The following is a 24,569-nucleotide window of genomic DNA, read 5'->3' on the forward strand; positions in this document are numbered from 1 at the left end:
AAAAGTGATCATGCAACCTCCTCGGCCCCCGGCGGCGTTTTCCCCTGTGATCGACACTTTCCTGGGGAGGAAAATTGAAGAAGGCACTACTGGGGCTCGGCTTCGCCGTGGCCGCCCTGCTGGGCACCACCGGGGCCGCGCAGGCCTCCACCCCCGACACCTGGACGGTGGAGGCCTGGCACGACGCCGTGATCAGGGACTGCGAGCACCTCGCCTGCACCCCCGTCGGCGTGATCAGGGCAGGTGAGACGCACGTGGCCTACTGCTGGGAGTACGGCCAGTACGTGCGGGACCTGGGCTACAGCAACAACGTCTGGATCATGGTCAGCATGATGGACGGCGGTCGCTACCTGACCCCGGCGATCTACCTCAAGGGCGACATCCGCGCGAACATCCCCTACGAGGACGACTGCGTGGGCTGACCTCGGCGCCGGGGCGCGCGGGCAGGCGCGTCCCGGCACCACTACGGTCGGTGGGGTGCGAGTCGTAGTCCTGTCCGACACCCACGCGCCGCGGTTCTGGAAGCGGTGCCCACCGGCCGTCGCCGAACACCTGCGCACGGCCGAGCTGATCCTGCACGCCGGTGACGTGTGCGTGGCGCCCGTCCTGGACGAGCTGGCGCAGTACGCGCCGGTCGTCGCGGTGTGCGGCAACAACGACGGCGCGGACGTCGTGGCGTGGGGCGCACCCGAGACCGTCGAGCTCGACATCGCGGGCCTGCCCGTCGCGATGGTCCACGACAGCGGCCAGAAGACCGGCAGGCTCGCCCGCCTGCGCCGCCGGTTCCCGGCCGCGCGCCTGGTCGTGTTCGGACACTCGCACATCCCGCTGGACGAGCAGGACGACGGCTTCCGGATCCTCAACCCCGGCTCGCCCACCGACAAGCGCCGCCAGCCGCACGGCACGCTCGCCCTGCTGCACGTCGAGGACGGCGAACTGCTCGACGCGCGGATCGTGCCCGTCACGCCGTGACTAGGTTGTAGGCCATGGGTCTGTCTCGCCGTGTCTTCCTCACCGCCGCCGCGGTTCCGCTCGCCGGATGCACGGCTTCACCGCCCCCGCAACAACAGACCACCTCCACTGCCGCGCCGTTGACGACCACGACCACCACCACGACTGCGGCACGGCACGAACCGCTGTTCGCGCTGGAGCAGAAGTTCGGCGCACGCCTGGGTGTGTTCGCCAGTTGTGGTGACCGCACCGTCGAGCACCGCGCGGACGAGCGGTTCGCGTTCTGCTCGACGTTCAAGGCACTGGCTGCCGCGGCCGTGCTCAGCCGTGACGTCGCACTGGACACCGTCGTCACCTACACCGAGGCCGAGCTGATGAAGAGCTCGCAGATCACCCGCCGGCACGTCACCACCGGCATGTCCCTGCGCGACCTGTGCGACGCGGCGGTCCGCTACAGCGACGGCACGGCCGGAAATCTCCTGCTGCGCACCGCCGGCGGCCCCGCGGAGCTCACCGCGTACCTGCGCGGTCTCGGCGACGAGGTGACCAGGATGGACCGCGTCGAGCCCGACATCACCTCCGCGGTCCCGGGCGACCCGCGCGACACCAGCACCCCGCGTGCCCTCGGCACCACCTACCGCGCGCTCGTGACGGGCACCGCGCTGCCGGAGCGGCACCGGGCGTTCCTGCGCGACCTGATGGAGCGCAACACCACCGGTGACCAGCGCATCCGCGCCGGCGTGCCGAAGGACTGGAAGGTCGCCGACAAGACCGGCACCGGCAGCTACGCGACGATGAACGACATCGGCATCGCCTGGCCGCCCACCGGTGAGCCGCTGCTGATCGCGCTCATGTCCAGCAAACCCGCCGCGGACGCGCCCTACGACCAGGCGCTGCTCGCGGAGGCCGCCGCCTACGTGGCCGCCACCCTGTCCTGAGACCGCGCCCACTGCGCGAGGCGGGGTTCGAGCAGTGCGTAGACGTGCGGGTCGAACCCCATCCCGGTGTGCGTGCTTTGCACCTCGACGCACTCGGCGTACGGGTCCTGGCACAGCTCCCACGGCACGACGCCGTCCGCGCGCGAGAAGATCGAGATCGCCGGCACCCGCAGCGGCTCGGTCATCGACTCGATGTGCTCGGCGTAGCAGGGCCCGTCGAAGCAGTCGGCGTCGAGCAGGCCCGGCAGACCGGCGGCCGACAGCCGCGTCAGGAACCGCGCGACGCGCATGACACCGGGATGCGCGCCCAGCGGGTCGAGCACCGGGCTGCCCATCATCACCAGGCCGCGCACCAGATCGGGTCTTCTGGCGGCGGCCAGGCGCGCTAGACCGCCGCCGCGGCTCTGGCCGAGCAGCACCACCGGCGCACCGGTGCGCTCGGCGTGCGCCTCGACGCTGCGCAGCAACCGGCCGAACAACGTGGTCGTGCAGCCGAGCGTGAACCCGATCCGCGCGCTGACCGGCCGGTAGCCGCGAGCGCGCAACCACGACGCCGCCGGTGCGAGGCTCACGTCACCCGCACCGAAACCAGGCGCCAGCACCACGCCGAGACCGCGGCCCGCTGACGGGTCGCCCGCGCGCCACACCGGGTGGCGCACCAGCCTCGGCACGTCGACCAGAGCCCGGAAGGCGCTCTCCCGAGCCGCGGATCGCAGACCGTCGAACATGCGTCTGGTTTGCCGCGGGCCCGGCCGTTGAAACCAGCGTCACCGCACGGTGATGCTCTTGAGCGAGGCGTGCCCCGGACGCCACCCGGTCGAGACCGCCACGTACCGCGCCTCCGTCGCCGTCCCGTACGTCCGGCCGTCGACGCTGTACCCGGTCGTGTGCGGCGGCACCGGCCCGTCCGTCCACATGAGCCGGACCTCCTCGATCCGGTGCACCGCACCGAGGTCCACGACCATGCGCCCGTCCTGCCCCGGTGTCCACGCGGTCCGCTGGTCACCGTCGACCGCGGCGGCCGGATCGGTCATCCCCTGCGGCAGCACCGAGTTCGGGAACGTGACCCGCCCGAGCGCCAGGTCGTCGAACGGAAACGCTTGCGCGCCCGGCATCGTGACCGTGTGCTCGGCTTGGCCCAGCACCACCGGCAGCGTGCGGCCGTCCCGGTGCTCCAGCGTGAACCGGGCCGGACCGCCGCGGAACGTCACGCGCCGCCCGTCGTGCACCACGGCCGTGATGCCGGCCGGGATGTCGCGCGCGGTGAACCACGGCGCCTCGACCCGCGCGGTGGCGGCGGGCAGCGTGAGCGCGTAGTTCGTCCCACCGGCGGTGGTGACCTGCGTGCCCCGGTACAACCGCGACCCGCGCAGCGCGACCGTGCCGGTGACGGCGGCGCCGGAGAGGTTGAAGAGGCTGAGGTACCCGTCGGCGACGCTCGCCCGCACCCCCGGCGGGCACTGCGGCGGTGCCTGCGCGGCGATGGCCCGCAGATCGGCCCGCACGTAGCCCTCGACCACGCCCGCGGGCAGCGTGATCGTGTCGCCCTCCACCCTGATCGGCTCTGCCCCGCGCGCGACGAACCCGGCGCGGCCGTCGACGTCGAGCCAGCCCGGCGTGCTCAGGTCCGGCCGCGGGTACTCGACGACCGTCTTCCACGCGGCGCCGTCCACCGACGTCTCGACCCGGTAGGCGCCCGCCGCCGCGGACTCCCAGCGCAGCCGCACCTGCCGCACCGCGTGCGCGGCACCCAGGTCCACCGCGAGCCAGCTGTCCACCCGCCCGCGCTCGGCACGGGAGACCGCCCACCGCGTGTCCGGGTTGCCGTCCGTGGCCATGCGCGGCTCACGGCCGGTGTCGTACGACGACGCCGTGGTCGCCTTGCCGCGGGCGAGGTCGCCGTTCACGTCGAAGTCGAACACCGAGTAGCCGTAGGTGGGATGCGGCCGCACCCCGACCACGCGGACATGGCGGGCCGTGGTCTCCGGGAACGTCAGCTCGTCGACCCGGGACGCCTCCCGCGCCCGCACCACGGCCGTGCCCGCGGAACCCCGGTACGTGCGGGAGCCGCTGAGGATGCCGGGCATGTCCAGGTTGTGCACGTCCACCCGGCCGGGCCGGGGGAGCGCGCACACGATCGTGCCGGTGGGCAGCGTGGCCGTGCCCGCGAAGCCGTCCGCGAACGCCAGCAGGCTCGCCGTGGCGGCGAACCCGTCGCGGACCTCCCGGTAGACGACGGTGGCGCGCTTGGTCACGGCAGCGGGCGGCAGCAGCATCGGGGTCGCCCCGCTGATCTTGAACAGCCAGTCGTCGTGCGCGGGCTGCCAGGCGAGCTTCGTGAAGCCCGGCTTCGTGACCGTGCCCGCCCAGGCCGCCGCGGACTGGTGCGTGAGCAGACCGGGGTCCGCGCCGTGGTCGACCGTGAACGCGGCCCGCTCGAAGAACTCCTGCTGCGACACCGGAGCCGGCGCCGGGCGCAGCTCGTGCAGCAGGTAGCTGATCGCGATCTCGGCCCGCGCCTCCGGCTCGTACTTGGCCTCACCGGAGAACTTCGCGAGCCGGTAGGTCGGCGGGTGGTTCTGGTAGGCGAGCAACCGGGCCGCGAGCGCGCTCTCCGCCCACGCCGCCATCCGGTCGCCCAGCACGGTCGCGCGGAACGCGAGCGGGATGACGTCACGCCCGTAGAGGTGCTCCCGGTCGGCGACCATCGGCATCAACGGCTCACCGGCGTCGCTCATGGTCGCGAGGATGGTGCGCCACAACAGCTCCCCGTTCGGCTGCCGGGTCAGCACCTCCGGCAGCGGCCGCCCCGCCAGCAGGAAGTGCACGGCGTTGCGCCCCGAGGTGCGCCACAGCTCCTCCTGGTAGTGCGGGCCGAACGAGCCGTGGTTCTCCACGATGAACGTGTCGTGCAGGTTCCGCGCGGTGTTCGCCGTGATCGGCACACCGTCCACCAGCGCCGGGTTGGCGAGGTCCGCGGCCGGCAACCCGGCCTCGTTGCGGCTCCACCGCCCGAACGCCTCCCGCCACCCGCTGCCGTCACCGTGCCACGCGAGCCCCGGCGCGAGCGCCTGCGCGTAGACGCCCATCTCCTCCAGCTTGGTGTCGCCGCGGTGACCGCCGGTCAGCCCGTTCGGCGTCCAGCTGCCCGACCGCGGGTCGTTGCCCGTGCCGAGCGACGTCGTGTAGTCGGCCTGCCCCCGTGCGATCGTCTCGACGTTCGCCCGCGTCGCCGCGTCCAGCTCGTGCCACAGCAACCGCGCCGCCAGCACGAAGTACGACTGGAACGTGGTGTCCCAGAACAGGGTCTTGCCCCACTCCGTGCCGCCGGTCAGCACGTTGCTCGCGGCGAAGTGCCTGATCGTGGCCAGCGTGCGCTGCCGGAGCACCTCCTTCTCCACACCCGCGAGCGCCGCGTCGTAGGTGCCCCTGGTCAGCAGCACCGCGTTGCCGAGCACGACGGCGAACCCGAAGTCCGTGCGCCGGTACCGCCCGGCCGTCGCGTCGAACTGGGTCTCGGACCACCTCGTGTGCCGCAGCAGCACCTCGTGGTAGATGTCCCGCACAGCCCGCTGCGGGGCCGCCTGGTGGGCGAGCGCGGTGCCCGGCGCCGCGGCGAGGATCCCGGGCGCGGCGGCGAGCAGGCCCGTGGCGTGGAGGAAGCGTCTGCGGTCGATCTGCCATGACATCGTTGTCAGCTCCTCGAGGTGAGACCGGCCCGATCGTGTGAGACGGGCCGGTCGGCGGTCAAGGTGCTGATCGATATAAGTCGTTTTGTGGACAGCCGGGCGTGGTCCGTGCTCAGACGGTGACCGCGATCTCCGCGCCCAGCTTCGCCCCGTCCAGCAGCTCCAGGTCGTCCCCGCTCCAGAACCGCCCGGGGTCGTACCAGTTCGGCCGGCGCTGGGGCAGCAGCCCCATGGCCTCGTAGGTGACCGCCACGACCTCCGCGCAGAACGCGCTCTCCAGCGTCGCGTCCGCCTTGGGCCGCAACGGGACCCGTCCCCGCAGCCAGCGCGACGCGAGCCGGGCGGTGGTCGGGAACGGCGTGCCGTCCAGGCGGGCGATGGTCTGCAGGACCGCGTCCTCCACCTCCTTGGTGACGGGGTGGTGCAGCTGCCGCACCCACGCGCGCTGGCCGTACTTGTCGTGCCACGTCACCACGGCGTCGCGCAGGTCGTGCAGCTGGGCACCGCGCTGGTGGGTGCCCGACCACATGTCCTTGAGCGACTTGCCGAGCTCCGCGTGCCACATCAGCGGCGGCAGGTCGTCCAGGACCACCGCCATGCCCACGTGGTTGACCGGGCTGTTGGTCATCGCCTGGATCGCCCGGTCCGCCGCGCTGCGGCCGCGGAAGACCCACACGTCGCCGGTCCGGGTCAGTTCGACGGCTTCGTCCAGGGTTGTCGCCATGGGCACGTAGCCTAGGCAACATGAAGCTCTGGAAGGTGCTCGGCATCGCCGCGTTCGCCGGTGTCGCGGCCAGTGGCGCGCTCGTGGCCCGCAACCAGCGCCGCCGGGCCGCCTACACGCCCGACCAGATCAGGGAGCGCTTGCACGAGCGCCTCGCCGAAGCCGGCCGCGCTCAGGACTGAGCCCGTCAGTCGTGGTCGGGCGCACCGGTCAGGTGGTGGTCGGCGGCGTTGACGGCCTCGGACAGCAGCCTGCGCACGTGCCCGCCGCGGGCGCGGTAGAGCGAACGGCGGCCGTCGCGCCGCACCGTGACCAGACCGGTGAGGCGGAGCTTCGCCAGGTGCTGTGACACCGCGGGCCGCGCGATCTGCACCTTCCCGGCGAGCGTCGTCACGTCATACTCGTCGCCGCACAACAACCACAGCATGCGCAGCCGCGTCGGGTCGGCGAGCATCCGGAACCCGTCGACGGCGGTCTCGACGTGCTTGCCCGACGGCAGCTGTTGCCAAGACTCCGTTGTTGCAACGTGGTCGCGTGAGCCCATGCCCGCATGATGTCATGGTCGACGTGTGCGTACATGTGCACATATAGTGCCGCGCATGCTGGTCGTGCTGCGCAACCGCACCTACCGCCACCTGTTCGGCGCGCAGGTCGTCGCGCTCACCGGCACCGGCCTCGCGACCGTCGCACTCGGGCTGCTCGCCCACGACCTCGCCGGGGCACAGGCGGGCGCGGTGCTCGGCACCGCGCTGGCGGTCAAGATGCTGGCCTACGTCGGCGTGGCACCGGTCGCGGCCGCCGTGCTCGGCGCGTTGCCGCGGCGGGCGGTGCTCGTGGCGCTGGACCTCGTGCGCGCGGCGGTCGCGGTGGCGCTGCCGTGGGTGGACGAGATCTGGCAGGTCTACACGCTGATCTTCGTGCTGCAGGCCGCATCCGCCGCCTTCACGCCGTTGTTCCAGGCGACCATCCCCGACGTGCTGCCCGACGAACGCGACTACACCCGCGCGCTCACGTTGTCGCGACTGGCCTACGACCTCGAAGGCCTCCTCAGCCCCGCGCTCGCCGCCGCACTGCTCACCGTCGTCAGCTTCGGCCACCTGTTCACCGGCACGTCCATCGGCTTCGCCGCGTCGGCGGTGCTCGTGGTGTCGGTGCTGCTGCCCCGTCCGGTGGCCCGCACGGGCCGCTGCCGCGCCACCACCCGCGGCCTCCGCATCTACCTGGCGACACCACGGCTGCGCGGCCTGCTCGCCGTCCACCTCGCCGCCGCGGCCGCCGGGTCCATGGTGCTCGTCAACACCGTCGGCCACGTCCGCGACGGGCTGGGCCGCGCCGCCCCGGACGTCGCGGTCGCGCTGGCGGCCAACGGGATCGGCTCGCTGGCCGCCGCGCTCGTGCTGCCCCGCCTGCTCGACCGGCTGCCCGACCGCGTGGTCGTGCTGCGCGCCTGCGCGGGACTGACCGCTCTGCTGTTCGCCGGCGTCACCGCGGTCTCGGCGCACTGGACGGGCGTGCTCGTGCTGTGGGCGTTGATCGGCGCGGGGTGCTGCTTCGCGCTCACACCAGGAGCCCGGCTGCTGCGCCGGTCCGCGGCCGACCCTGACCGGGCCGCGCTGTTCGCCGCCGACTTCGCGCTCTCGCACGCCTGCTGGCTCGTCTGCTACCCGCTGGCCGGCTGGGTCGCGAGCACGGCCGGCACCACCGCGGCGTTCGCCGTGCTCGGCGTGCTCGCCGCTACCGCCGCCCTGGCCGCGCTGCACCTGTGGCCCACGGCCGACCCCGAGGTCGTCGAGCACGTCCACGACGACCTCGACCCCGGCCACGACCACCTGTGCGACGCGGTCCCGGCCGGGGGAGCGTGGCGGCATGCTCACCCGTTCCGCATCGACGACCACCACGAGCGGTGGCCGCGCCACTGACGGGTCACTTGCCCGGGGGGAACGACCACGTCGCGATCCTGACCGTTCCCGAAGTGCGGCAGCGCACCGGCAAATCGATTCAGACGGGCTGTGCCGACTCATTCCGATGCACTCGACAGGGTGACGCCCGCCGATCTTCCGCAGGGCGGTCGTTGAACCGCGACGACACCCGTGACCTGCTGTTCGAGCTTGTCGAGCAGGGCGGTCCGCCGGTCTGACATTGTCCACCGATCGTTGTACACCGGAACAACTCTGAGACCGGACAACGAAATCTGCGTACCGTCGGAAGTGCTTGCACTCCGGGGGGAACGCAAATGCCGATCGTGTTGTCCGAATCCGCGCCCAAGGGACGTGGACTGACCATTCTCTTCGAGCTGGAAGACCTCGCGCGCACCCGTTTCGCACCGGCCCCGCTGCCGATGTACGAACTGGTGTTCACGGTGCACAGCGGCAACTGGGACCGCCTGCTGCTGCCGCAGATCCGCCCGCTCGCCGAGCTCGTGCGACCGGGGCGGTTCATCCCGGACTTCTTCAACTCCGCGCGCGCCGACTTCGACGAGGCCGTGCGCCAGGTGCTCGACGTGCCCGCGACCCGCGTGCGCGACCAGATCGCGACCATGCTCGGCACCACCTCGCCGTGGCTGCGCTCGTTCGCGGCGGGCACGCCCACTTCGCGCCAGGACCTGCGCGCGGCGCTGAACGCCGGCTACCGCGACCTGATCGAGCACGACTGGCCGGAGACCCGCCAGGCGTTCGACGCGGAGGTGCGGCTGCGGTCCAGCCAGGCCATGACCGGCGGCCTGGGCGACCTGCTCGGCAACCTGCACCCGTCGATCTCCTGGACCGCACCCGCCCTGCACGTGGAGCTCGCCTGGGACACCGAGATCTCGTTGCGCGGCACCGGAATGCTCATCGTCCCGGTGCTGCACGGCCTCACCCGCCCAGCCGTGTCGATGTTCGCGGAACCACAACCGCTGCTCTTCTACCCGGTCGCCACACCCCAGCCCGGCGGCGCCTCCCTGGAGCTGGCCCTGGGCCGCACCCGCACCCTCGTGCTGCGCGCCCTCACGTCCGAACGCACCACCACCGAGCTCGCCCGGCACGTGGGCATCAGCCTGCCCACCGCCTCACAGCACGCGACCGCACTGCGCACCGCCGGTTTCGTGTCGACCCACCGCAACGGCCGTTCCGTCCGCCACCGCCTGACCAGGCGCGGCTGGGAACTGCTCACCTGACCGCCACCGGGAGGCCCGCATGACCGTGCTGCCGCGGTACCGCACCGACCCGAGCCCACGCGCGCTGGCCACCCGCCTGCGCGCCCTGCTCACCGCCGACGTCCCCGTCGCGTGCGGCGTCTACGCCGGCCTGACCGACCCCGTGCCGACGTCCGCCCTGCACGCCCGCATCACACACGCGATGGCGCGCGCGTTCGTGGCCGGCGAGTCCGCCGCCGTACCCCGCTTCTCCCTGCCACCCTCGGCCCAGCTGCGGCTGCTGACCGCGGCCAGCCGGGGCCGCCTGGACGGCGCCGGCGCCGACATGACGACGTTCCCGGTGGACCTGGCCTCGGAACTGTGGTGGCGGGTGCACGCCCACGCGGGCGAGCCGTCGCTGCGCCCCGCCGAACGCCGGGTGGCCTGCGACCTGTTCCTGCGCCTCGGCTACCCGCACCGCGCCGCGTCCGTGATCGGCCTGACCGTGGCCGACGCGCGCAACCACACGTTCGCCGCCGAGTTCGCCGCGGAACAGCTCGCGGTCCTGCGCTGCCACCTGCCCGCCCCGGCCGTGGAGGCGCTCGCACTGCGCGGCGCCCGCTCCGGTCTGCCCGCCGCCACCCGGCGGGACCTGGCCCTGTTCGTGGTGTTCCGCGCCGCGGCCACCGGAGTGGACTCGACGTCCCTGCACGCGGCCGCCGCACTGGCGATGAGGGCCGCCTCGGAACTGCCGCACGCGGGCTTCTCCGACGCGTTGGCACGGGTCCGCCTGCACCGGGCCGTCGCCACGATCCCGTTCGTGCGGCGCGACATCGTGGAAACCCACCGCCTGCTCGGCCGGGCCGTGGAGGGCCTGACCTCCGTTGCACCGGGCGAGGCGGAGTTCGACCGCCTGGCGTGGGCCGACGAGGCCTACGCCCTCCACGCCCTCCTCGTGCAGACGCACCTGGCGATCGGCCTGGGCCAACGCGCGGTCGGCCACGCCGACGAACTGGTCGCCCTGAGCCCCGGCGACGACCGCACGTGGGCGTTGCGCGGCGACGCACTGGTCTCCTGCGGGCGGCTGGAGGAAGCCGTGGAGGCGTACACGCAAGGCGTGGCGCTGGGCGGCTGGGGTGCGGCTCGGGCGGCCCACCTGCGGGGGTTCGCACTGCAACGGCTCGGGCGGGCGGTGGAGGCGGAGGCGGACTTCCTGCTGGCACACCGGATCGACCCGACCGCGTCGGTGGGCGGAGTGGGGGTCGCGGCGGGGCGAAGGGCGACGGGCGGACGTGTCGGCGCTGGTGCTCCTTCCGCTGTCGTCGCGGCGACGGTGCCGGTCGTGTGGGCGGTTCCGGCGGACCAAGCCGTGCCAACGGTTCAGGCCGTGCCAGCGGTTCAGGCCGTGCCGACAGCGTCCACGTCCGCTGCGTCCAGCGGGTCTGGCGGGTAGACAGGCCGCTCGACCCGCACCGCGCCTTGCCGTCAGCTCTGCCTCGCCCTGCTCAATCTCCCGCCTGCCCTCCCGAGCCGCCCCCTGGCGCCGGTCAGCGGGCGTCGGCCGTCACCAGCAGCCTGAGGTGCGCGGCGACCCAGGTCTGCGAGCTCGGCCCGTCGGCGAAGGCCGTCAGGCGTGCCGCCGCCGTCCGCAGGCCGAGGCGGTGCAGGTGGGCGGCGACCTCGCGGGTGCGGGCGAGCAGGCTCGGGGACAGGTGGTCGAGGCCGCGGTGCGCGGCCTCGGAGGAGACCGTCAGCGCGCTGTCGATGGCCGCGGTCAGCGCGTCCGCGGTCGTGTCACCCGGCGGTAACTGCTGGGGTGCGGTGCCGGTGGCCAGGTCCAGGACCACGACACCGGAGTCGGCGTGCACGGCCAGCGGGTCGATCACCAGGGTGCCGCGGTGGCGGCGCACGGAACCGGTGATCGTGGTCGGTGAAGAGCGCAGGGCGGTGGCCAGGGCGTCCAGCGCGTGCGGTGCCACGGCGCGGTGAGCGGCCTCCAGCCGGCAGGTGCCGGTCGGGTTGTGGAGGGTCGCGGTCAGGCGTTGTGCGGCCGGGTCGTACGCCACGTCCGACACCTCGGTGACGTGCAGGGCGCGGACCAGCTCCGCCTCCACGCGGGCGCGGACCTGGCGGGGTGGCAGGTCGGCCAGGGCCGCGGCGGTCGCGGCGTAGTCGGTGACGACCAAGGGGAGCGGCAGGTCGTCCCAGGCGGTGCCGACCGGGGTGAGGGACGTCTTGGCGACACGGCTGGTCTTCAGGGTCACCACGCGGCTGGCGCTGCGGGTCGCCGACTCGGACACGACGTTCGAGGCGGCCAGGCGCACAGCGGTGCGCAGCGGGGTGTCGCGCTGGACCAGGACCACGTCACCCGAGGCGAGGTACACGTCGGCGGTGGTCTCGGTGCGGCGGCGGGCGCCGAGCGCGGTCAGGCGGACGCGGCGCAGCGGGGTTTCAGCTGGCTCGTCGAAGCCGAGGACCTCGGCGCGCGGACCGGTCGCGGTGGTGCGGGCGTGCAGCTCGGTGAGCAGGGCGGCGAACTGCTCGGCCGCGTAGTCGGCGCTGCGGGTGCGGTAGGCGGTGAGCTGGGCGAGCAGGTCCGCGATCACCGCGGCCGGCCAGTGCAGGCGCTGGGCGGTCAGGTCCCGGTGCAGGCGGTGCCAGGCGGCGTCGAGGACCTCGCTCGCGTTCGTGGCACCGTCGAGCAGGAGCTGGTCGAGCAGGTCGGTGACCGCGGTCAGATCCGTTGCCGTGGTGGGAGATCCGCCGACGTCCACGGTGTCCGCGCCGGTGGCGTCCGCCGCGCGGAACGCCCACACCGCCAGTGCCGTGGCCTCCTCGCGGTGGACGGCGTCGGTGTGGACGTAGGACAGGTCGCCGGGCACCAGGAACGTCACCGTGCAGGTCGGCAGCTCCGCCTGCGCCGTCTGGTCGTCCGCGGTCGGGCGGCGCAGCTTCGCGCGGTACCCGGCCTGGAACGCCCGGCGGGCGCGGCGCAGGGTGCGCTCGCCCATCAACGCCGTCAGGTCCTCGTCGGTCACCGCGCCCGGCGACCACAGCTCGACCGGTGCGCTCGCCGGCCCGGTCCGCTGGTAGGCGAGCACCACCGCGATGCGGTGGCGGCACACACCGGCCGCGCCACAGCTGCACCGCGCCGCGTCGAGCGCGGTGTTCGGCGGCAGCGTCGTGGTCGTGCCGTCCGGGAACTTCCCCTGGACGGTGCCCGCCGGGTCGGTGTCGAGCGCGGGCACGACTCCCGCGTCGAGCTCCTTGACCGCGCGTTTCACCAGCCCGCGGTTGGCGAGCGCGGCCAGCGCGTCCGGGGTCAGCGCGAGCAGGTCGGGTCTGGTCACCTGAGTTTCTCCGCAACGAATTCGGCGAGCTCGCCAGGGGTCATCGCGCCGACGTGGGCGCCCGCGTTCGCCAGGCGCTGGCCCAGCACGCGGTCGTAGTCCGGGTTCGCCTGCTCGTCGAGCGCCGCCAGGCACAGCACGTGGGTGCCCTGCTCGCACAGGTCCTTCACGACGCGGACCAGGCGTTCCGGGTTGCCGCCCTCGTAGAAGTCGCTGATGATCGCGACGACCGCCCTGCGCGGGCTGTCCACGAGCCCGGCGCCGTACGCGGCGGCCTTGGCGATGTCCGTGCCACCGCCGAGCTGCACCTTCATCAGCAGCTCGACCGGGTCGGTCACGTCCGAGGTCAGGTCCACCACGTTCGTGTCGAACGCGATCAGGTGCGTGCGCAGCCCCGGCAGACCCCACAGGCAGGCCGCGGTGACCGCCGAGTGGATCACCGAGCCGGTCATCGACCCGGACTGGTCCACCAGCAGCACCACCTGCCACTGCTCGATGTGCTTGCGGTTGCGGGAGAAGAACTTCGCGTGCTCGATCGACAGCTTGCGCTCGTCGGGCCGGTAGCGCTGCAGGTTCGCCCTGATCGTGGCGCGGAAGTCGAAGTTGCGCGAGTTGCGGTGGATGCTCGGCCGCCGCGACCGCGTGCCGCTGAACGCCTGCCGCACCTCGGTCTTCAGCTTCTCCACCAGCTGCCGGACGACCGCCTCGACGATCTTGCGGGCCATCGCGAGCACGGCCGGGTTCATCAGGTGCTTGGTCCGCAGCACCGCGCGCAGCAACGCCGCGTTGGGTTCGATCCGTTGCAGCACCTCGGGGTCCGTGACGATGTCGGTGATCTCGTACCGCTCGACCGCGTCGCGTTCCAGCCGTTCCACCGTCTCCTTCGGGAACAGCGCGTGCACCTCGTCCAGCCAGTCGACGGTCTGCACGACCGAGTCCTGGTTGCCGCCCTTGCGCACACCGCGCTGGGCCAGCTCGGGATCACGCCCGTAGAGCCACTCCAGCGCCGCGTCCCTTCGTGCCGCCTCGCCCCGCAGACCCCCGGCGCAGCGCGCGGAGGGCTCACCGAGGATCAGCCGCCAGCGTTCCATGTCCGTCATGCCAGCCCGCCCTTCACCAGCAGCCCGTCGACCCGCCGTTCCACCGCCAGCGCCTCCGCCACGAGCACCGGGTCGGTGTCGAGCCGGGTCACGGCGCGCGCGTCGCCGTCGGCCCCGCGGTGCTCCAGCACGGTCGCCGCGATCGTCTCCCGTTCCCTGGGCGGGAAGTAGCCGAAGGCAAGCCGCAACGCGGGCAGCGCCACCAGGAACTCCTCCTCGGTCATCGCGCTGACCAGCTCGTCCAGCACACCGACCAGCTCAGGGCTCGCGAGCACCTCCTCGCGCGCCACCGCGAACAGCCCGGCGAGCCAGTCGCCCAGCGCCGTGACGGTCCTGACCTTGCGCACGTCCGGCTGCGCACCCAGCGACCAGGCCAGCCCGAGCGCGGCACCGCGCAGGTCCGGTGGCGCCTGCACGTCCTCGCTCACCCTGGTCGCCACGCCCGTCACGTCCGCGATGTCGAGCGACAGCGCGGACTTCGCGTGCAGCACCGCGTCCCTGGTCGCCGCCATCGCCCGCAACCGGTCCGGGTCGGCCGGGGCCGGCCCGCCGTGCAGGCCCTCGACCAGCCACAGCACCCTGGTCGTGCCGGCGTCGACCACCGCGCCCAGCAACGGGTCCTTCGCCGTGCCGAACAACCGGTCGTGCCGCCACAGCCCCAGCACACCGCTCAGCACGTGGCCCAGCGCCGCGAGGTCACCGGTCTCCCGCACGCCCTCGTTCAGCGCCTCCTTGACCTTGCCCGACAACGTGGAGATGCCGCACAGCACCGCGTCGAACAGGACCACGGCCAGCTCCTGCAACTGGGCGTGCCTCGCCCGCCGCTCCAGCACCGCCCCGGCCGCCTCCGGCAGCGTGGCACCGTGCTCGGCGGCCTCGATCAACGCCGCCAGCCGCTCCTCCGCCGGCCGCAGCACCCACTGCTCCTCCAGCACCGGTGCCGCGCCCCGGTCCGGCCCGCTGGTGCGGTGGAAACCGGGAATCCGCAGCACCCGCAGGCGGTGCAGGACCCGGCTGCGCTCCAGCGACCGCGGCTCGGTGAGGTCGAGCGACAGCGTGCCCTCGTGGTCGAGGCCGTGCGTGCGCAACAGCTCCTGCACGGCGCCGACCAACGGCGGCGCCGGTGTGCTCGGGTGCAGCCGGCCGACCTGCTCACCGCGCAGCGCGCCGAGCATCTCGACCAGCGCCGGGTGCGCACCCGGCTGCAGCGTGCCCCGGCGCGACCACGGCGGTGGCTGCGTCAGGTCCTCGGAGATCAACGCACTGGTCAGGCCGTCCAGCACGTCCGTGCGCGCGAGCTGCTCGTGCCCGCGCAACCGCGCCAGCGCCCCGGCCTGCGTGCGCGCGGCGATCAGGTCGGCCGTCGACACCGGCTGCTGCCTGCGCCGCAGCCGCGTCGCCACCGACTCGACGAGCCAGTCCGCCGCCCGCTGCGCACCCTGCTCCCAGACCTGCTGGTAGTAGCCGGGCGACGGCATGCCCGACTGGTAGCCGGTGAACGCGTCCAGCCGCGCGTGCGAGTACGGCACGAGGTAGCTGGCGCCCCGTTCGCGTTCGGGCACCTCCGGCCACTCGGCGGTGTCGTCCCCGGGGGAGGCGGCGAGCATCGCCCTGAGCGCGGGCGTGTGGAAACCACCGGTGACCACGACGACCGGCCGGTCCCCGGCCTCACCCACCGCGGCCCGAACCCAGCGCGCCATGTACTCCTCGCGCGCCGAGTCGCCCTCGTCCGCCGTGGCCGTGCCGCGCAGCAGGTCGAAGTACTCGACGAGCCCCCGCGGGTCCTGCACGGACTCGAAGAGGTGGTCCCACAGCACGTCGACGTTGTCGACCGCGAACTCCCGGCACAGCCGCTCGACCACCTCGGTGTAGCGCAGCTCCGCGTCGGCGTACCGGTTGCTGACGCCGCGGAACGCCCTGTGCCACGCGGGCAGGTCGATGAACCTGACCTCCGCCCCGCAGCGGCGTGCCTCCGCGATCGCCACCCACTCCGGCGAGTAGTCGCAGAACGGTGCCCACGACGCGTGCTCGTCGGAGTAGCTGAACAACGCGATCGGCAGCTTGTGGCCCAGCAGCAGCTCGTCGATGCGCTCGTTGAAGTCCGCGGGGCCCTCGATCAGCACGTACGCCGGCTGCTGCGCGGAGATGGTGGCGGCGACCAGCCGGGCACAGGCGGGACTGTGGTGCCGGACGCCGACGAACACGGCCCCCATCAGCCGGGCAGCAGGTGCCGGGCGCGGTGCAGCTCCTGCCACTGCTTGCCCTTGCGGCGCGGCGCGTGCTGCTCCAGGTACCGCCGCAGCCGGGCCAGGTCCTCGGCGTTGTCCTTGGCCGCCGTGCCCGCCAGGCACTCGACCACGTCCGCCGCCGACCCCTGCTCACCGCGCAGGAACCACCCGCGCAGCCCGACCGCGTGCGCCACCGACACCGCCTCCGCGGTGCTCATGACGGTGGTGAGCCGGTCGCTGCCCTCCCGCAGGTCCCGGAACGTCCTGACCAGGACCTCCAGCACGTCCCGCTTCGGCGCGAGCTGCACACCGGACCGGTCGAGCAGCTTCGCGGCCTCCTGCTCGACCAGCGCCAGCTCGGTGTCGAAGTCCGCGATGGGGAACACCGTCTCGAAGTTGAACCGCCGCTTGAGCGCCGCGCTCATCTCGTTGACACCGCGGTCGCGCGTGTTCGCCGTGGCGATCACGTTGAACCCGTCCTGCGCGAACACCATGCCGTCCGGCCCGTTCAGCTCCCCGATCGCCATCACCCGGTCCGACAGCATCGACAGCATGCAGTCCTGCACCTCGAGCGGGCAGCGGGTGATCTCCTCGAACCGCACGACCTTGCCCTCGGCCATGCCCCGCAGCATCGGCGCCGGCACCAGCGACCGCGGCGACGGTCCCTCCGCCACCAGCAGCGCGTAGTTCCACGAGTACTTGATCTGGTCCTCGGTGGTCGCCGCGCCGCCCTGGATCGTGAGCGTCGACTCGCCGCACACCGCCGCCGCGATCAGCTCGGACAGCAGCGACTTCGCCGTGCCCGGCTCACCGACGAGCATCAGCCCGCGGCTGGTCGCGAGCGTGACCAGCGCCCGGTCCACGAGCGACGGGTCGCCGACGAACTTCTTGCTGACACCGCGCTTCTCGTCGCCGACGACGAACCGCCGCGCGGCTTCGAGGCTCAGCGCCCAGCCCGGCGGCTTCGGCGCGGTGTCGGAGTCGCGCAGGCGGGCGAGCTCGTCGGCGTAGCGGACCTCGGCCGGTGGGCGCTGCATCGTCTGGGTGCTGGTCATGGCTGAAGGGACTCCAGTTCGGAGAGGAGCTCGGAGGTCGTGATCGGGTCGACCTCGTACGAGCGAGGTGCGTCCTTGGGCGCGGACCACGTGCCGCGGCCGCTGGGGGAGAACCACATGTCGCTGAAACCGACCTCGGGGAAGACGTCGACGGCACCGACCGCGATGCCGGGGTCGAGCGACGCGACGAGCGCTCCGCCGCCGGGGAACGGCCGGGTGATCCAGCACTCGACGCCGGCGTCCTGCGGCTCGCCGCGGACCCAGCCCTTCTTCGTCAGCCCGAGGACCTTGCCGATCGGGTGTGGCGTGTTGCAGTACTTCTTCAAGCGGGGCAACAGGTCCTCACCGGCCGGCAGGACGTGCCGCGGCCGGCCGAGCTGCGGGAACGGCTGCAGGATCTCGTAGTCGGCGAACACCTCGCCCCACGCCGCCAGCGAGTCGCCGAGCGCGACCGGGTGCGCGACCCGCACGGTCGCGTCCGCGGGCAGCGCCACCTCGTCGTCGTTCGAGTCCGCGAGCGTGCGGTCCTCGGCGAGGCGGAACGACAGCCCCGAGTCGGTGAGCCACACCAGCCGCCGGACGATGTGCCACAGCAGCGGGTGCGCGGCGAGCACCGTCTGGAACTCCTCGGCCGTCCACGCGCGCTGGTCGACCATCGCCCGCTCCAGCCGCTGGATCTGGTCGGAGGCGACGGTGCGGACGTCCTTCTTCAACGCCGAGAACCGCTTGTGCTCCACCGGGGCGAGGTCCTGGTCGTCCTTGGCACCCGGTTTGGGCAGGTCCTTGCGGCGCTTGCCGTCCGGGTCCAGCACGTAGGGCTTGAGCTGTTCGTCGAAGCCGACGCGGAACTGGCGCGGGCCGTAGTCGATCACCAGCGACGCCGCGTCGTCCAGGCCCAGGCGCGGCACCAGCCGGTCCGCGAGCTGTTCCCGCGAGAGCCCCAGCTCTGCGGCGATCTGCGAGACCTTCTCCTGCGCCCGCGTCTTGAGGCCCTTGAACGGCACCTTCTCGGCGATGCTGTTCAGGTGCGACAGCGCCACCTCGGTGCCGATGTCGGCGAGCACGTCGAGACCGGCGACCGCCCTGGCGTGCTGGCTGGCACCCGGCCAGGCGCGGATCAACGGCGACAGCGCGCGCACCGTCGTGTCGTCGCCGAACCAGCCCAGCGCGTGCAGCGCCCAGCTCTCCTTGGACGAACCCGACCGGTGCCACTGCTCGAACACCGCCCACGCGAACGTGGCCAGCGACGCGGGATCGAGCGCCTCACGCGCGACCGGCAGCCCGGCGTAGACCTCACCGGGCTTGGACAGCGCGGCCGTCATCAGCAGGTGGCTCGCCGCCTGCGGGGACAGCGCGTGCTTGCGGTCGCGCAGCAGCACCTGCGGCAGCAGCCGGGTGTCCGCCCACTCGCCGATCACCGGCAGCTTCGCGGGCAGCACGTCCACCGGGTCGACCGACAGCACGGCGTCGACCGCCGCCTGCGCACCGCACTCCGCGGCGAGTCCCGCCACGTCGACCCCGAGTCCGTGCAGGTGCCGCAGGGCCGCCTCGGCGTCACGGCGGGCGGTACCGGCCTTGCCCGCGGCTACCGGGATGAGCAGCCGGGCGGCCTGCTCACGGTGCCGGGCGAGCCACGCGAGCCCCCAGCGCCGGGGCTGCTTGGTCCGCGCGAACCACCCGGCCATCACCACGGCCACCTCGGCCGTGGCGAACGGCACCAGCACCACGCCACCGGCACCCGGAGTGGACTGCGCGAGCAGCGTCAACGGCGGCACCGCGTCCAGCTCGAACCGCGCGGCGATCCGCTTGCCCCACTCCTCGACGCTGTAGGTGTATTTCGGCGTCCACTGCGCCAGCAGCGGCCGCACCTCGTTCTCGGGTGCCGCCAGGAACAGGTCGTTGTCGTAGTAGCCGATGTTGCCGCTCTTGAAGTCCTTGAGCAGCTTGCGCCAGCTGTGGTGGGCGGTGATCCACTCGCGGCCGGACTCCAGCCACTGGTCGCGTTCACCGTCCTCCCACCGCACCGACGGCGCCGGCAGCGGCAGGCCGGTCAGCACCACGGGCTTCGGCGCTGGCCTGCGGTCCAGCCACGGCGGCGCCGCCAGCAGCGGCGGCAGCTGACCGGGTTCGGCCTCCGGCCACACGTCCACCTCGTGCTCCGCGATCACCGCCCGGACCTCGGCCGGCACCTCCAGCTCGGGGTGCGACATCAGGTGAGCGGTCAGCAGCCGGCGCATCTCGTCGTCGCGCCCGGCCCGTTCCCCCAGCAGCCGGGCCGCCCGCCGCGGGAACGCCGCCATCGCCGACAGCACAGCGGGACGCACGTACTTCGCGGTCAACCGGTCGAGCAGGACCGTGAACGCCTCATCGGTCGGCAGCACCGCGAGCACCTTCACCGCCTGCTTGCGGCCGTCCGCCCAGCCGTACTCCTCGTCGAGCTCCTGCGCCAGCAACGGTGCGATGGCCGGCCCCAGCACGTAGGCCGCCGTGTACAGCACGAACGCCGAGTTGGTCAGCGACGCCTCGGCACGCACGAAGTCCTCGTAGCTGCGCGCCGTGCACGGCAGCATCCACCACTTGCTCGACGTGTGCGGCAGCGCGCAGACCTCGGCGAACCAGTCGGACCGCTCCGGCACCAGGAACGATCGCAGCTCCTTCACCCGGCCCGTCGCGCCCATCTCCTCCAGGGCGGTCTCGGCGGCGGCCCGTTCCGCGTCGTCCGCGACCGCGAGCGCGTACCGGACGGCGATGAGCATCTTGGCCTCGGCGGTGTCGGCCGCCGCGTGGAAACCGTCGGTCACCCGGTGCAGGCAGGCCTTGCCCCAGGTCGCCTTCCTGACGTTCCACTCGTCGGCGAACGTCAGCCCCATGAACTCGACGACCGCCTCGGCGGCGAACGCCGTGCCGTGGTCGGCGATCCACGCGTGCACCACCGGCTGACCGGACGACGTGATGGTCGCGACCGCCGCCGCGCCCAGGGGACTGGGCTGACCGGCGAGGTGCCGGCGGGTCGCCTCGACGAGGTCGGGGGCCGCACCGGCCAGTGCGCGGTCGATCAGCTCGGCGTTGTCGGCGAACTGCCGGCGGACCTTGGCTGCGAGGGCGGGGTCGAGGGTGAACTCCGGGGCCGGGTCCAGGCCGCGCTGGCGGATCACGGTGCGGGCCCAGGCCTTGGGCATCTCCCAGGCGTCCTCGTCGACGGCGGGAGGTGGGGTGTCGGTCGAGGTGTCGGTCGGGGCGTTGGTTGGGGCGCCGGTCGGAGCATCGGAGAGGGAGGAGGTGGAGACGGCCGGTTGTGGGGTGGGCGAGGCCGACAGGGTGGAAGTGGTGGAGGACGGGGTGGTTGCGGGCTGGGCAGCGCCTGGCTGGGCAGCGGTCGGCTGGGCAGCGCTGGGTTGGGCGGCGCCGGGTTGGGTCGCGGTGGGCTGGGCTGCAGCGGGCTGAGCATTGTTGGGCTGGGCAGCGCCAGGCTGTGCGCCTGCGGGCTGCGCAGCGCTGGACTGGGCCGAGCCGCTGGAAGCCGGTGCCGTGCCGACTGTCGGTGCCGTGCCGAGTGCAGGTGCCGTGCCGCCCGTGGGCGCCGTGGCTGCCATCGTGCCGACGGCGGCGTAGCCCTTCTTCTCCTTCTCCGCCATCAGCTTCGCGACGTGGGCCGTGGCCTTCGCCTCGTCGGCGAGGTCCTTGACCTGGGTCTGGCCGGCCGTGCCGATCCGTCCGAAGCGGACAGTCACCTCCGTGCCGTTCTGGTCGACCTCCCAGAACTTCGCCGAGCTGCCGGAGACCAGCTCCCACCTGCGCACCGCGGTGCTCCTCTGGTTCGTGTTCACGACTGCAGGGACTCCAGTTCGGACAGCAGCTCGGAGGTCGTGATCGCGTCGACCTCGACCGCGGTCGAGGCATTCTGCTGGGCGGACCAGTAGCCCCGGCCGTCGGGGGAGTACCAGAGGTCGTCGAACTTGACCTCGGGGAAGACGTCGACCGCGCCGACCGCGATGCCGGGGTCGAGCGACGCCACCAGGGCGCCGCCTGCGGGGAGGGGGCGGGTGATCCAGCACTCGACGCCGGCGTCCTGGGGTTCGCCGCGGACCCAGCCCCTCTTCGTCAGGCCGAGGATCTTGCCCACCGGGTACGGCACGTCGCTGTACTTCTTCAGGTGCGGCAGGAGGTCCTCGCCCTCGGGCAGGACGTGCAGCGGGCGGCCGAGCTGGGGGAACGGCTGGAGGATCTCGTAGTCGGCGAACACCTCGCCCCACGCGTCCGCCGAGTCGCGCAGCTGCACCGGGTGCGCCACGCGGACGGTCGCGGTCTCGGGGAGGGTGACCTCGTCGTCGCCGGAGTCGGCCAGGGTGCGGTCCTCTGCGAGGCGGAACGACAGGCCCTCGTCGGTGATCCACACCAGTCGGCGGACGATGTGCCACAGCAGCGGGTGCGCGGCGAGGACCGCGTGGAACTCCGCGGCGGTCCAGGTGCGCTGGTCGACCATGGCGCGTTCGAGGCGGTGGATCTGGTCGGCCGCGATCGTGCGGACGTCCTTCTTCAACCCCGCGTAGCGCTTGTGCTCCAGCGGGGCGAGGTCCTGGTCGTCCTTCGCGCCGGGCTTGGGAAGCTCCTTGCGGCGCTTGCCGTCCGGGTCCAGCACGTAGGGCTTGAGCTGCTCGTCGAAGCCGACGCGGAACTGGCGCGGGCCGTAGTCGATCACCAGCGAGGCCTCGTCGTCGAGGCCCAGGCGCGGCACCAGGCGGTCGGCCAGCTGGTCGCGGGACAGGCCCAGCTCGGCGGCGATCTGCGAGACCTTCTCCTGCGCGCGGGTCTTGAGGGCCTTGAACTTGACCTTCTCCGCGATGCTGTTCAGGTGCGACAGCGCCACCTCGGTGCCGATGTCGGCGAGGACGTCCAGACCCGTCACGGCCCTGGTGTGCTGGCTCTCGCCGGGCCAGGCGCGGATCAACGGCGCGAGCGCGCGCACCGTGCTGTCGTCGCCGAACCAGCCGAGCGCGGTCAGCGCCCAGCCCTCCTTCGACGGGGCACCGATCTCCAGCCAGCGCTGGAAGACCGTCCACGCGAACTCCGCCAGCGAGTCGCGGTCTAGCTGTTCGCGGGCGAATAGCAGACCCGCGTAGACGTCGCCGGGCTTGGACAGCGCGGCGGTCATCAGCAGGTGGCTCGCCGCCTGCGGGGACAGCGCGTGCTTGCGGTCGCGCAGCAGCACCTGCGGCAGCAGCCGGGTGTCGGCCCACTCGCCGATGGCCGGCAGCTTCGCGGGCAGCACGTCCACCGGGTCGACGGACAGCAGGGCGCGCAGACCCTCCTCCGCCGCCTTGGGCGCGGCGGCCACGACGTCCACGCCCGTGTTCTGCAGCTGGCGGAGCGCCGCCTCGGCGGCGCGGCGGTCGGCGCCGGGCTTGCCGAGCGCTGCGGGGACGAGCAGGCGCACGGCCGTCTCGCGGTGCCGGGCCAGCCACTCCAGGGCGACCTTGCGGACCTGCTTGAGCCGCACGAACCAGTCCGCCATCAGCGCCGCGACCTCGGGCGTGGCGAACGGCAGCAGGACCACGGCGTTGTTCGAGTTCGCCTCGGCCATCCGCAGCAGCGGCGGCAGCGCGTCCAGCTCGAACCGGGCGGCCAGCATCTTGCCGGTGAGCTCGGCACCCCAGCCCGTGTTCGGGTTCCAGTCGGCCAGCAGCGGGCGCACCACCTCCTCGGGCGCCAGCGCGAACAGGTTCCGCGCGCGGTAGGCGATCTTGCGCTCGTGGAACTCCACCAGGAGTTCCTGCCAGGTCTGGTAGGTGGTCCAGTAGTCCTCGCGGAGCCACTCCGGGCGTTCACCCGGCGCCCACACCACCGACGGCCCTGGCACCGGCAGGGCCGCCACGACGACCGGCTTCACCGGCGGCTTGCGGTGCAGCCACGGCGGTGCGGCCAGCACCGCGGGCAACGCCTCGGCCGGCGCCTCCGGCACCTGGTCGGTCTCGACGGGGGTGAACCCCTCGGGAGCCTCGACGTACGGGTGCGACATGAGGTGCGCGGTCAGCAGCTGCCGCACGGCCGCGTCGCTGCCCGCCCGCTCACCCAGCAGCCGGGCCGCCCGTCGCGGGAACGCCGCCATCGCCGCCAGCAGCGCCGGCCGCACGTACTTGGTGTCCAGCCGGTCGAGCAGGGCCGTGAACGCCTCGTCGCACGGCAGCTGCTGCAACACCCTCAACGCCTGCTTGCGCCGGTCCGACCGCTGGTAGGTGCTGTCGAGGTCGGCGGCGAGCAGCGGCGCGACCGCCGGTCCGAGCACGTACACCGCCGTGTACAGGACCGTCGTCCCCGTGTTCAGCGACGCGTGCGACCGGTCGACCTCGTCGAGCGTGCTGGCGCTGCAGATCGTCATCCACCAGCTCGCCCCGGACTGCGCCCGGCACGCCCGGTCGAACCAGTCGGCCCGCCACGTCACCAGGTAGGCCCGCACCAACTCCGTGTCGGGGGTGCTCAACCGCTCCAGGACGGCTTCGGCCTCCGCGCGCTCCGCGTCGTCGGCCACGGCGAGCGCGTACCGGGTCGCCGTCAGCATCCGGCCCGTCGTGCTGTCCACCCGCGGGTGGACAGCGGCACCGTAGCGGTACAGGTGCGGCTCGCTGGGCGCGCTCCGCTGGGGCAGCCACTTGCTGCCGGCCTGGATGCCGAGGCTCTCGACCACGGCCTCCACCGCGAACGCGAGCCCGTGGTCGGCGATCCAGTGGTGCACCGTCGCCACGTCCTTGGCCGTCATGGCGGCCACGCAGGCGGCACCGACGGGGTTGTGCCGGCCGGCGAGGTGCTGGCGGGTGGCCTCGACCAGGTCGGGGTGGGAGTCCTCGGCGGCGAGGAGGCGGTCGGAGGTGGCGACCTGGTCCGCGGCGCGGGCGCGGGCGGTGGCGGCGAGCTCGGGGTCGAGGGTGAACTCGGGCGCCGGGTCGAAGCCGCGCTGGCGGATGGCCTCGCGCAGCCACGCCTTCGGCATCCTCCAGGTGTCCTCGTCCACCACGGGAGGTGGGGAAGGAGGCGTGGAGGTGGGGGCGGTGCTCGGCTGGGACGGAGCGGGGGTGGCAGCCGCGGGCTGTGCGGCAGGTTGGCCGAGAGGCGCAGTGGCCGTCAAATGGCCGGTGGTGTGCGCTGTAGTGGCTGCGGGCCGGCTGGACGTCGACGGTGCGGCACCGGGCTGCACGGCCTTGGGAGAGGCAGCCGACGTGGAGCGGTAGCCCTTCTTCTCCTTCTCCGCCACCAGCTTCGCGACGTGCGCCGCGGCTGCCTCCGCCGAGGCGAGCTCCTTGGTCTGGGTCTGCCCGGCGGCGCCGAGGCGTCCGAAGCGGACGGTCACCGCCGACCCGGTCAGCTCCACCTCCCAGAACTTCGCCGAGCCACCGGAGACGAGCTCCCACCTGCGCACGCCGTACCCCC

17 protein-coding genes are annotated in these 24,569 nt (G+C 73.1%); 7 read left to right on the top strand and 10 right to left on the bottom strand.

The features are described from left to right. Positions 1-74 precede the first annotated feature (74 nt). Genes AB0A63_RS19255 through bla form a run of 3 tightly spaced genes read left to right on the top strand, consistent with a single transcriptional unit; the run spans position 75 to position 1,889 of the window. Complete coding sequence (locus AB0A63_RS19255; protein ID WP_360392808.1) at positions 75-422, top strand: hypothetical protein; 348 nt, start codon at positions 75-77, stop codon at positions 420-422. A gap of 55 nt (positions 423-477) precedes the next feature. After that, positions 478-972 carry a metallophosphoesterase family protein gene (locus AB0A63_RS19260; RefSeq protein ID WP_360392811.1) on the top strand — a complete coding sequence of 165 codons (495 nt, stop codon included), beginning with the start codon at positions 478-480 and terminating at the stop codon, positions 970-972. A 14-nt stretch (positions 973-986) separates the two neighbouring features. Continuing rightward, positions 987-1,889 carry a class A beta-lactamase gene (gene bla / locus AB0A63_RS19265; protein ID WP_360392814.1) on the top strand — a complete coding sequence of 301 codons (903 nt, stop codon included), beginning with the start codon at positions 987-989 and terminating at the stop codon, positions 1,887-1,889. Here bla and AB0A63_RS19270 read toward each other — a convergent pair. The 3 genes from AB0A63_RS19270 to AB0A63_RS19280 all read right to left on the bottom strand — a co-directional run bounded on the left by AB0A63_RS19270 (position 1,865) and on the right by AB0A63_RS19280 (position 6,302). After that, entirely contained in the window at positions 1,865-2,617 is a 753-nt protein-coding gene (locus tag AB0A63_RS19270; RefSeq protein ID WP_360392817.1) for an alpha/beta fold hydrolase, read from the bottom strand. The two genes, bla and AB0A63_RS19270, sit on opposite strands and share 25 nt — an antisense overlap. Positions 2,618-2,656: 39 nt before the next feature. Then, positions 2,657-5,578 (bottom strand): discoidin domain-containing protein, encoded by a 2,922-nt coding sequence (locus AB0A63_RS19275; RefSeq protein ID WP_360392820.1) that lies wholly within the window; start codon positions 5,576-5,578, stop codon positions 2,657-2,659. Positions 5,579-5,690: 112 nt separating this feature from the next. Then, entirely contained in the window at positions 5,691-6,302 is a 612-nt protein-coding gene (locus tag AB0A63_RS19280; RefSeq protein ID WP_360392823.1) for a hypothetical protein, read from the bottom strand. A 20-nt stretch (positions 6,303-6,322) separates the two neighbouring features. On the opposite strand from AB0A63_RS19280, the gene AB0A63_RS19285 reads away from it, so the two are divergent. After that, positions 6,323-6,484: a hypothetical protein gene (locus tag AB0A63_RS19285; RefSeq protein ID WP_360392826.1), complete on the top strand. Its 162-nt coding sequence runs from the start codon at positions 6,323-6,325 to the stop codon at positions 6,482-6,484. A gap of 5 nt (positions 6,485-6,489) precedes the next feature. On the opposite strand, the gene AB0A63_RS19290 is transcribed toward AB0A63_RS19285, so the two are convergent. Further along, on the bottom strand, positions 6,490-6,846 hold the full coding sequence (locus AB0A63_RS19290) for a metalloregulator ArsR/SmtB family transcription factor (RefSeq protein ID WP_360392829.1): 357 nt from the start codon (positions 6,844-6,846) through the stop codon (positions 6,490-6,492). A gap of 55 nt (positions 6,847-6,901) precedes the next feature. Here AB0A63_RS19290 and AB0A63_RS19295 point away from each other — a divergent pair, with 55 nt between their 5' ends. The 3 genes from AB0A63_RS19295 (at position 6,902) to AB0A63_RS19305 (ending at position 10,867) form a co-directional block, all read left to right on the top strand. Further along, positions 6,902-8,221 carry an MFS transporter gene (locus tag AB0A63_RS19295; RefSeq protein WP_360392832.1) on the top strand — a complete coding sequence of 440 codons (1,320 nt, stop codon included), beginning with the start codon at positions 6,902-6,904 and terminating at the stop codon, positions 8,219-8,221. A gap of 314 nt (positions 8,222-8,535) precedes the next feature. Continuing rightward, the gene (locus AB0A63_RS19300; RefSeq protein WP_360392834.1) at positions 8,536-9,456 is read left to right on the top strand and encodes an ArsR family transcriptional regulator; all 921 of its coding nucleotides are present in this window, start codon (positions 8,536-8,538) and stop codon (positions 9,454-9,456) included. Positions 9,457-9,475: 19 nt separating this feature from the next. Further along, the gene (locus AB0A63_RS19305; RefSeq protein WP_360392837.1) at positions 9,476-10,867 is read left to right on the top strand and encodes a BTAD domain-containing putative transcriptional regulator; all 1,392 of its coding nucleotides are present in this window, start codon (positions 9,476-9,478) and stop codon (positions 10,865-10,867) included. 94 nt (positions 10,868-10,961) lie between these two features. On the opposite strand, the gene AB0A63_RS19310 is transcribed toward AB0A63_RS19305, so the two are convergent. The 6 genes from AB0A63_RS19310 to AB0A63_RS19335 are packed head-to-tail and all read right to left on the bottom strand — an operon-like array spanning position 10,962 to position 24,558. After that, positions 10,962-12,764, bottom strand: a complete 1,803-nt coding sequence (locus AB0A63_RS19310) for a hypothetical protein (protein ID WP_360392840.1) — start codon at positions 12,762-12,764, stop codon at positions 10,962-10,964. After that, on the bottom strand, positions 12,761-13,864 hold the full coding sequence (locus AB0A63_RS19315; protein ID WP_360392843.1) for a VWA domain-containing protein: 1,104 nt from the start codon (positions 13,862-13,864) through the stop codon (positions 12,761-12,763). The genes AB0A63_RS19310 and AB0A63_RS19315 overlap by 4 nt, the downstream gene beginning before the upstream one ends. Beyond that, a complete protein-coding gene (locus AB0A63_RS19320; protein ID WP_360392846.1) occupies positions 13,861-16,077 on the bottom strand; it encodes a DUF5682 family protein in 2,217 nt (738 codons plus the stop codon). Before AB0A63_RS19320 ends, AB0A63_RS19315 begins: the two co-directional genes overlap by 4 nt. Next, positions 16,077-17,147 carry an AAA family ATPase gene (locus tag AB0A63_RS19325; RefSeq protein WP_360392849.1) on the bottom strand — a complete coding sequence of 357 codons (1,071 nt, stop codon included), beginning with the start codon at positions 17,145-17,147 and terminating at the stop codon, positions 16,077-16,079. Before AB0A63_RS19325 ends, AB0A63_RS19320 begins: the two co-directional genes overlap by 1 nt. Then, on the bottom strand, positions 17,144-20,974 hold the full coding sequence (locus AB0A63_RS19330; protein ID WP_360392852.1) for a DUF4132 domain-containing protein: 3,831 nt from the start codon (positions 20,972-20,974) through the stop codon (positions 17,144-17,146). The genes AB0A63_RS19325 and AB0A63_RS19330 overlap by 4 nt, the downstream gene beginning before the upstream one ends. After that, on the bottom strand, positions 20,971-24,558 hold the full coding sequence (locus AB0A63_RS19335) for a DUF4132 domain-containing protein (protein ID WP_360392855.1): 3,588 nt from the start codon (positions 24,556-24,558) through the stop codon (positions 20,971-20,973). The genes AB0A63_RS19330 and AB0A63_RS19335 overlap by 4 nt, the downstream gene beginning before the upstream one ends. Positions 24,559-24,569: the final 11 nt, after the last annotated feature.

The sequence above is a fragment of the Lentzea sp. NPDC042327 genome, from assembly GCF_040647275.1.
Classification (GTDB): domain Bacteria; phylum Actinomycetota; class Actinomycetes; order Mycobacteriales; family Pseudonocardiaceae; genus Lentzea.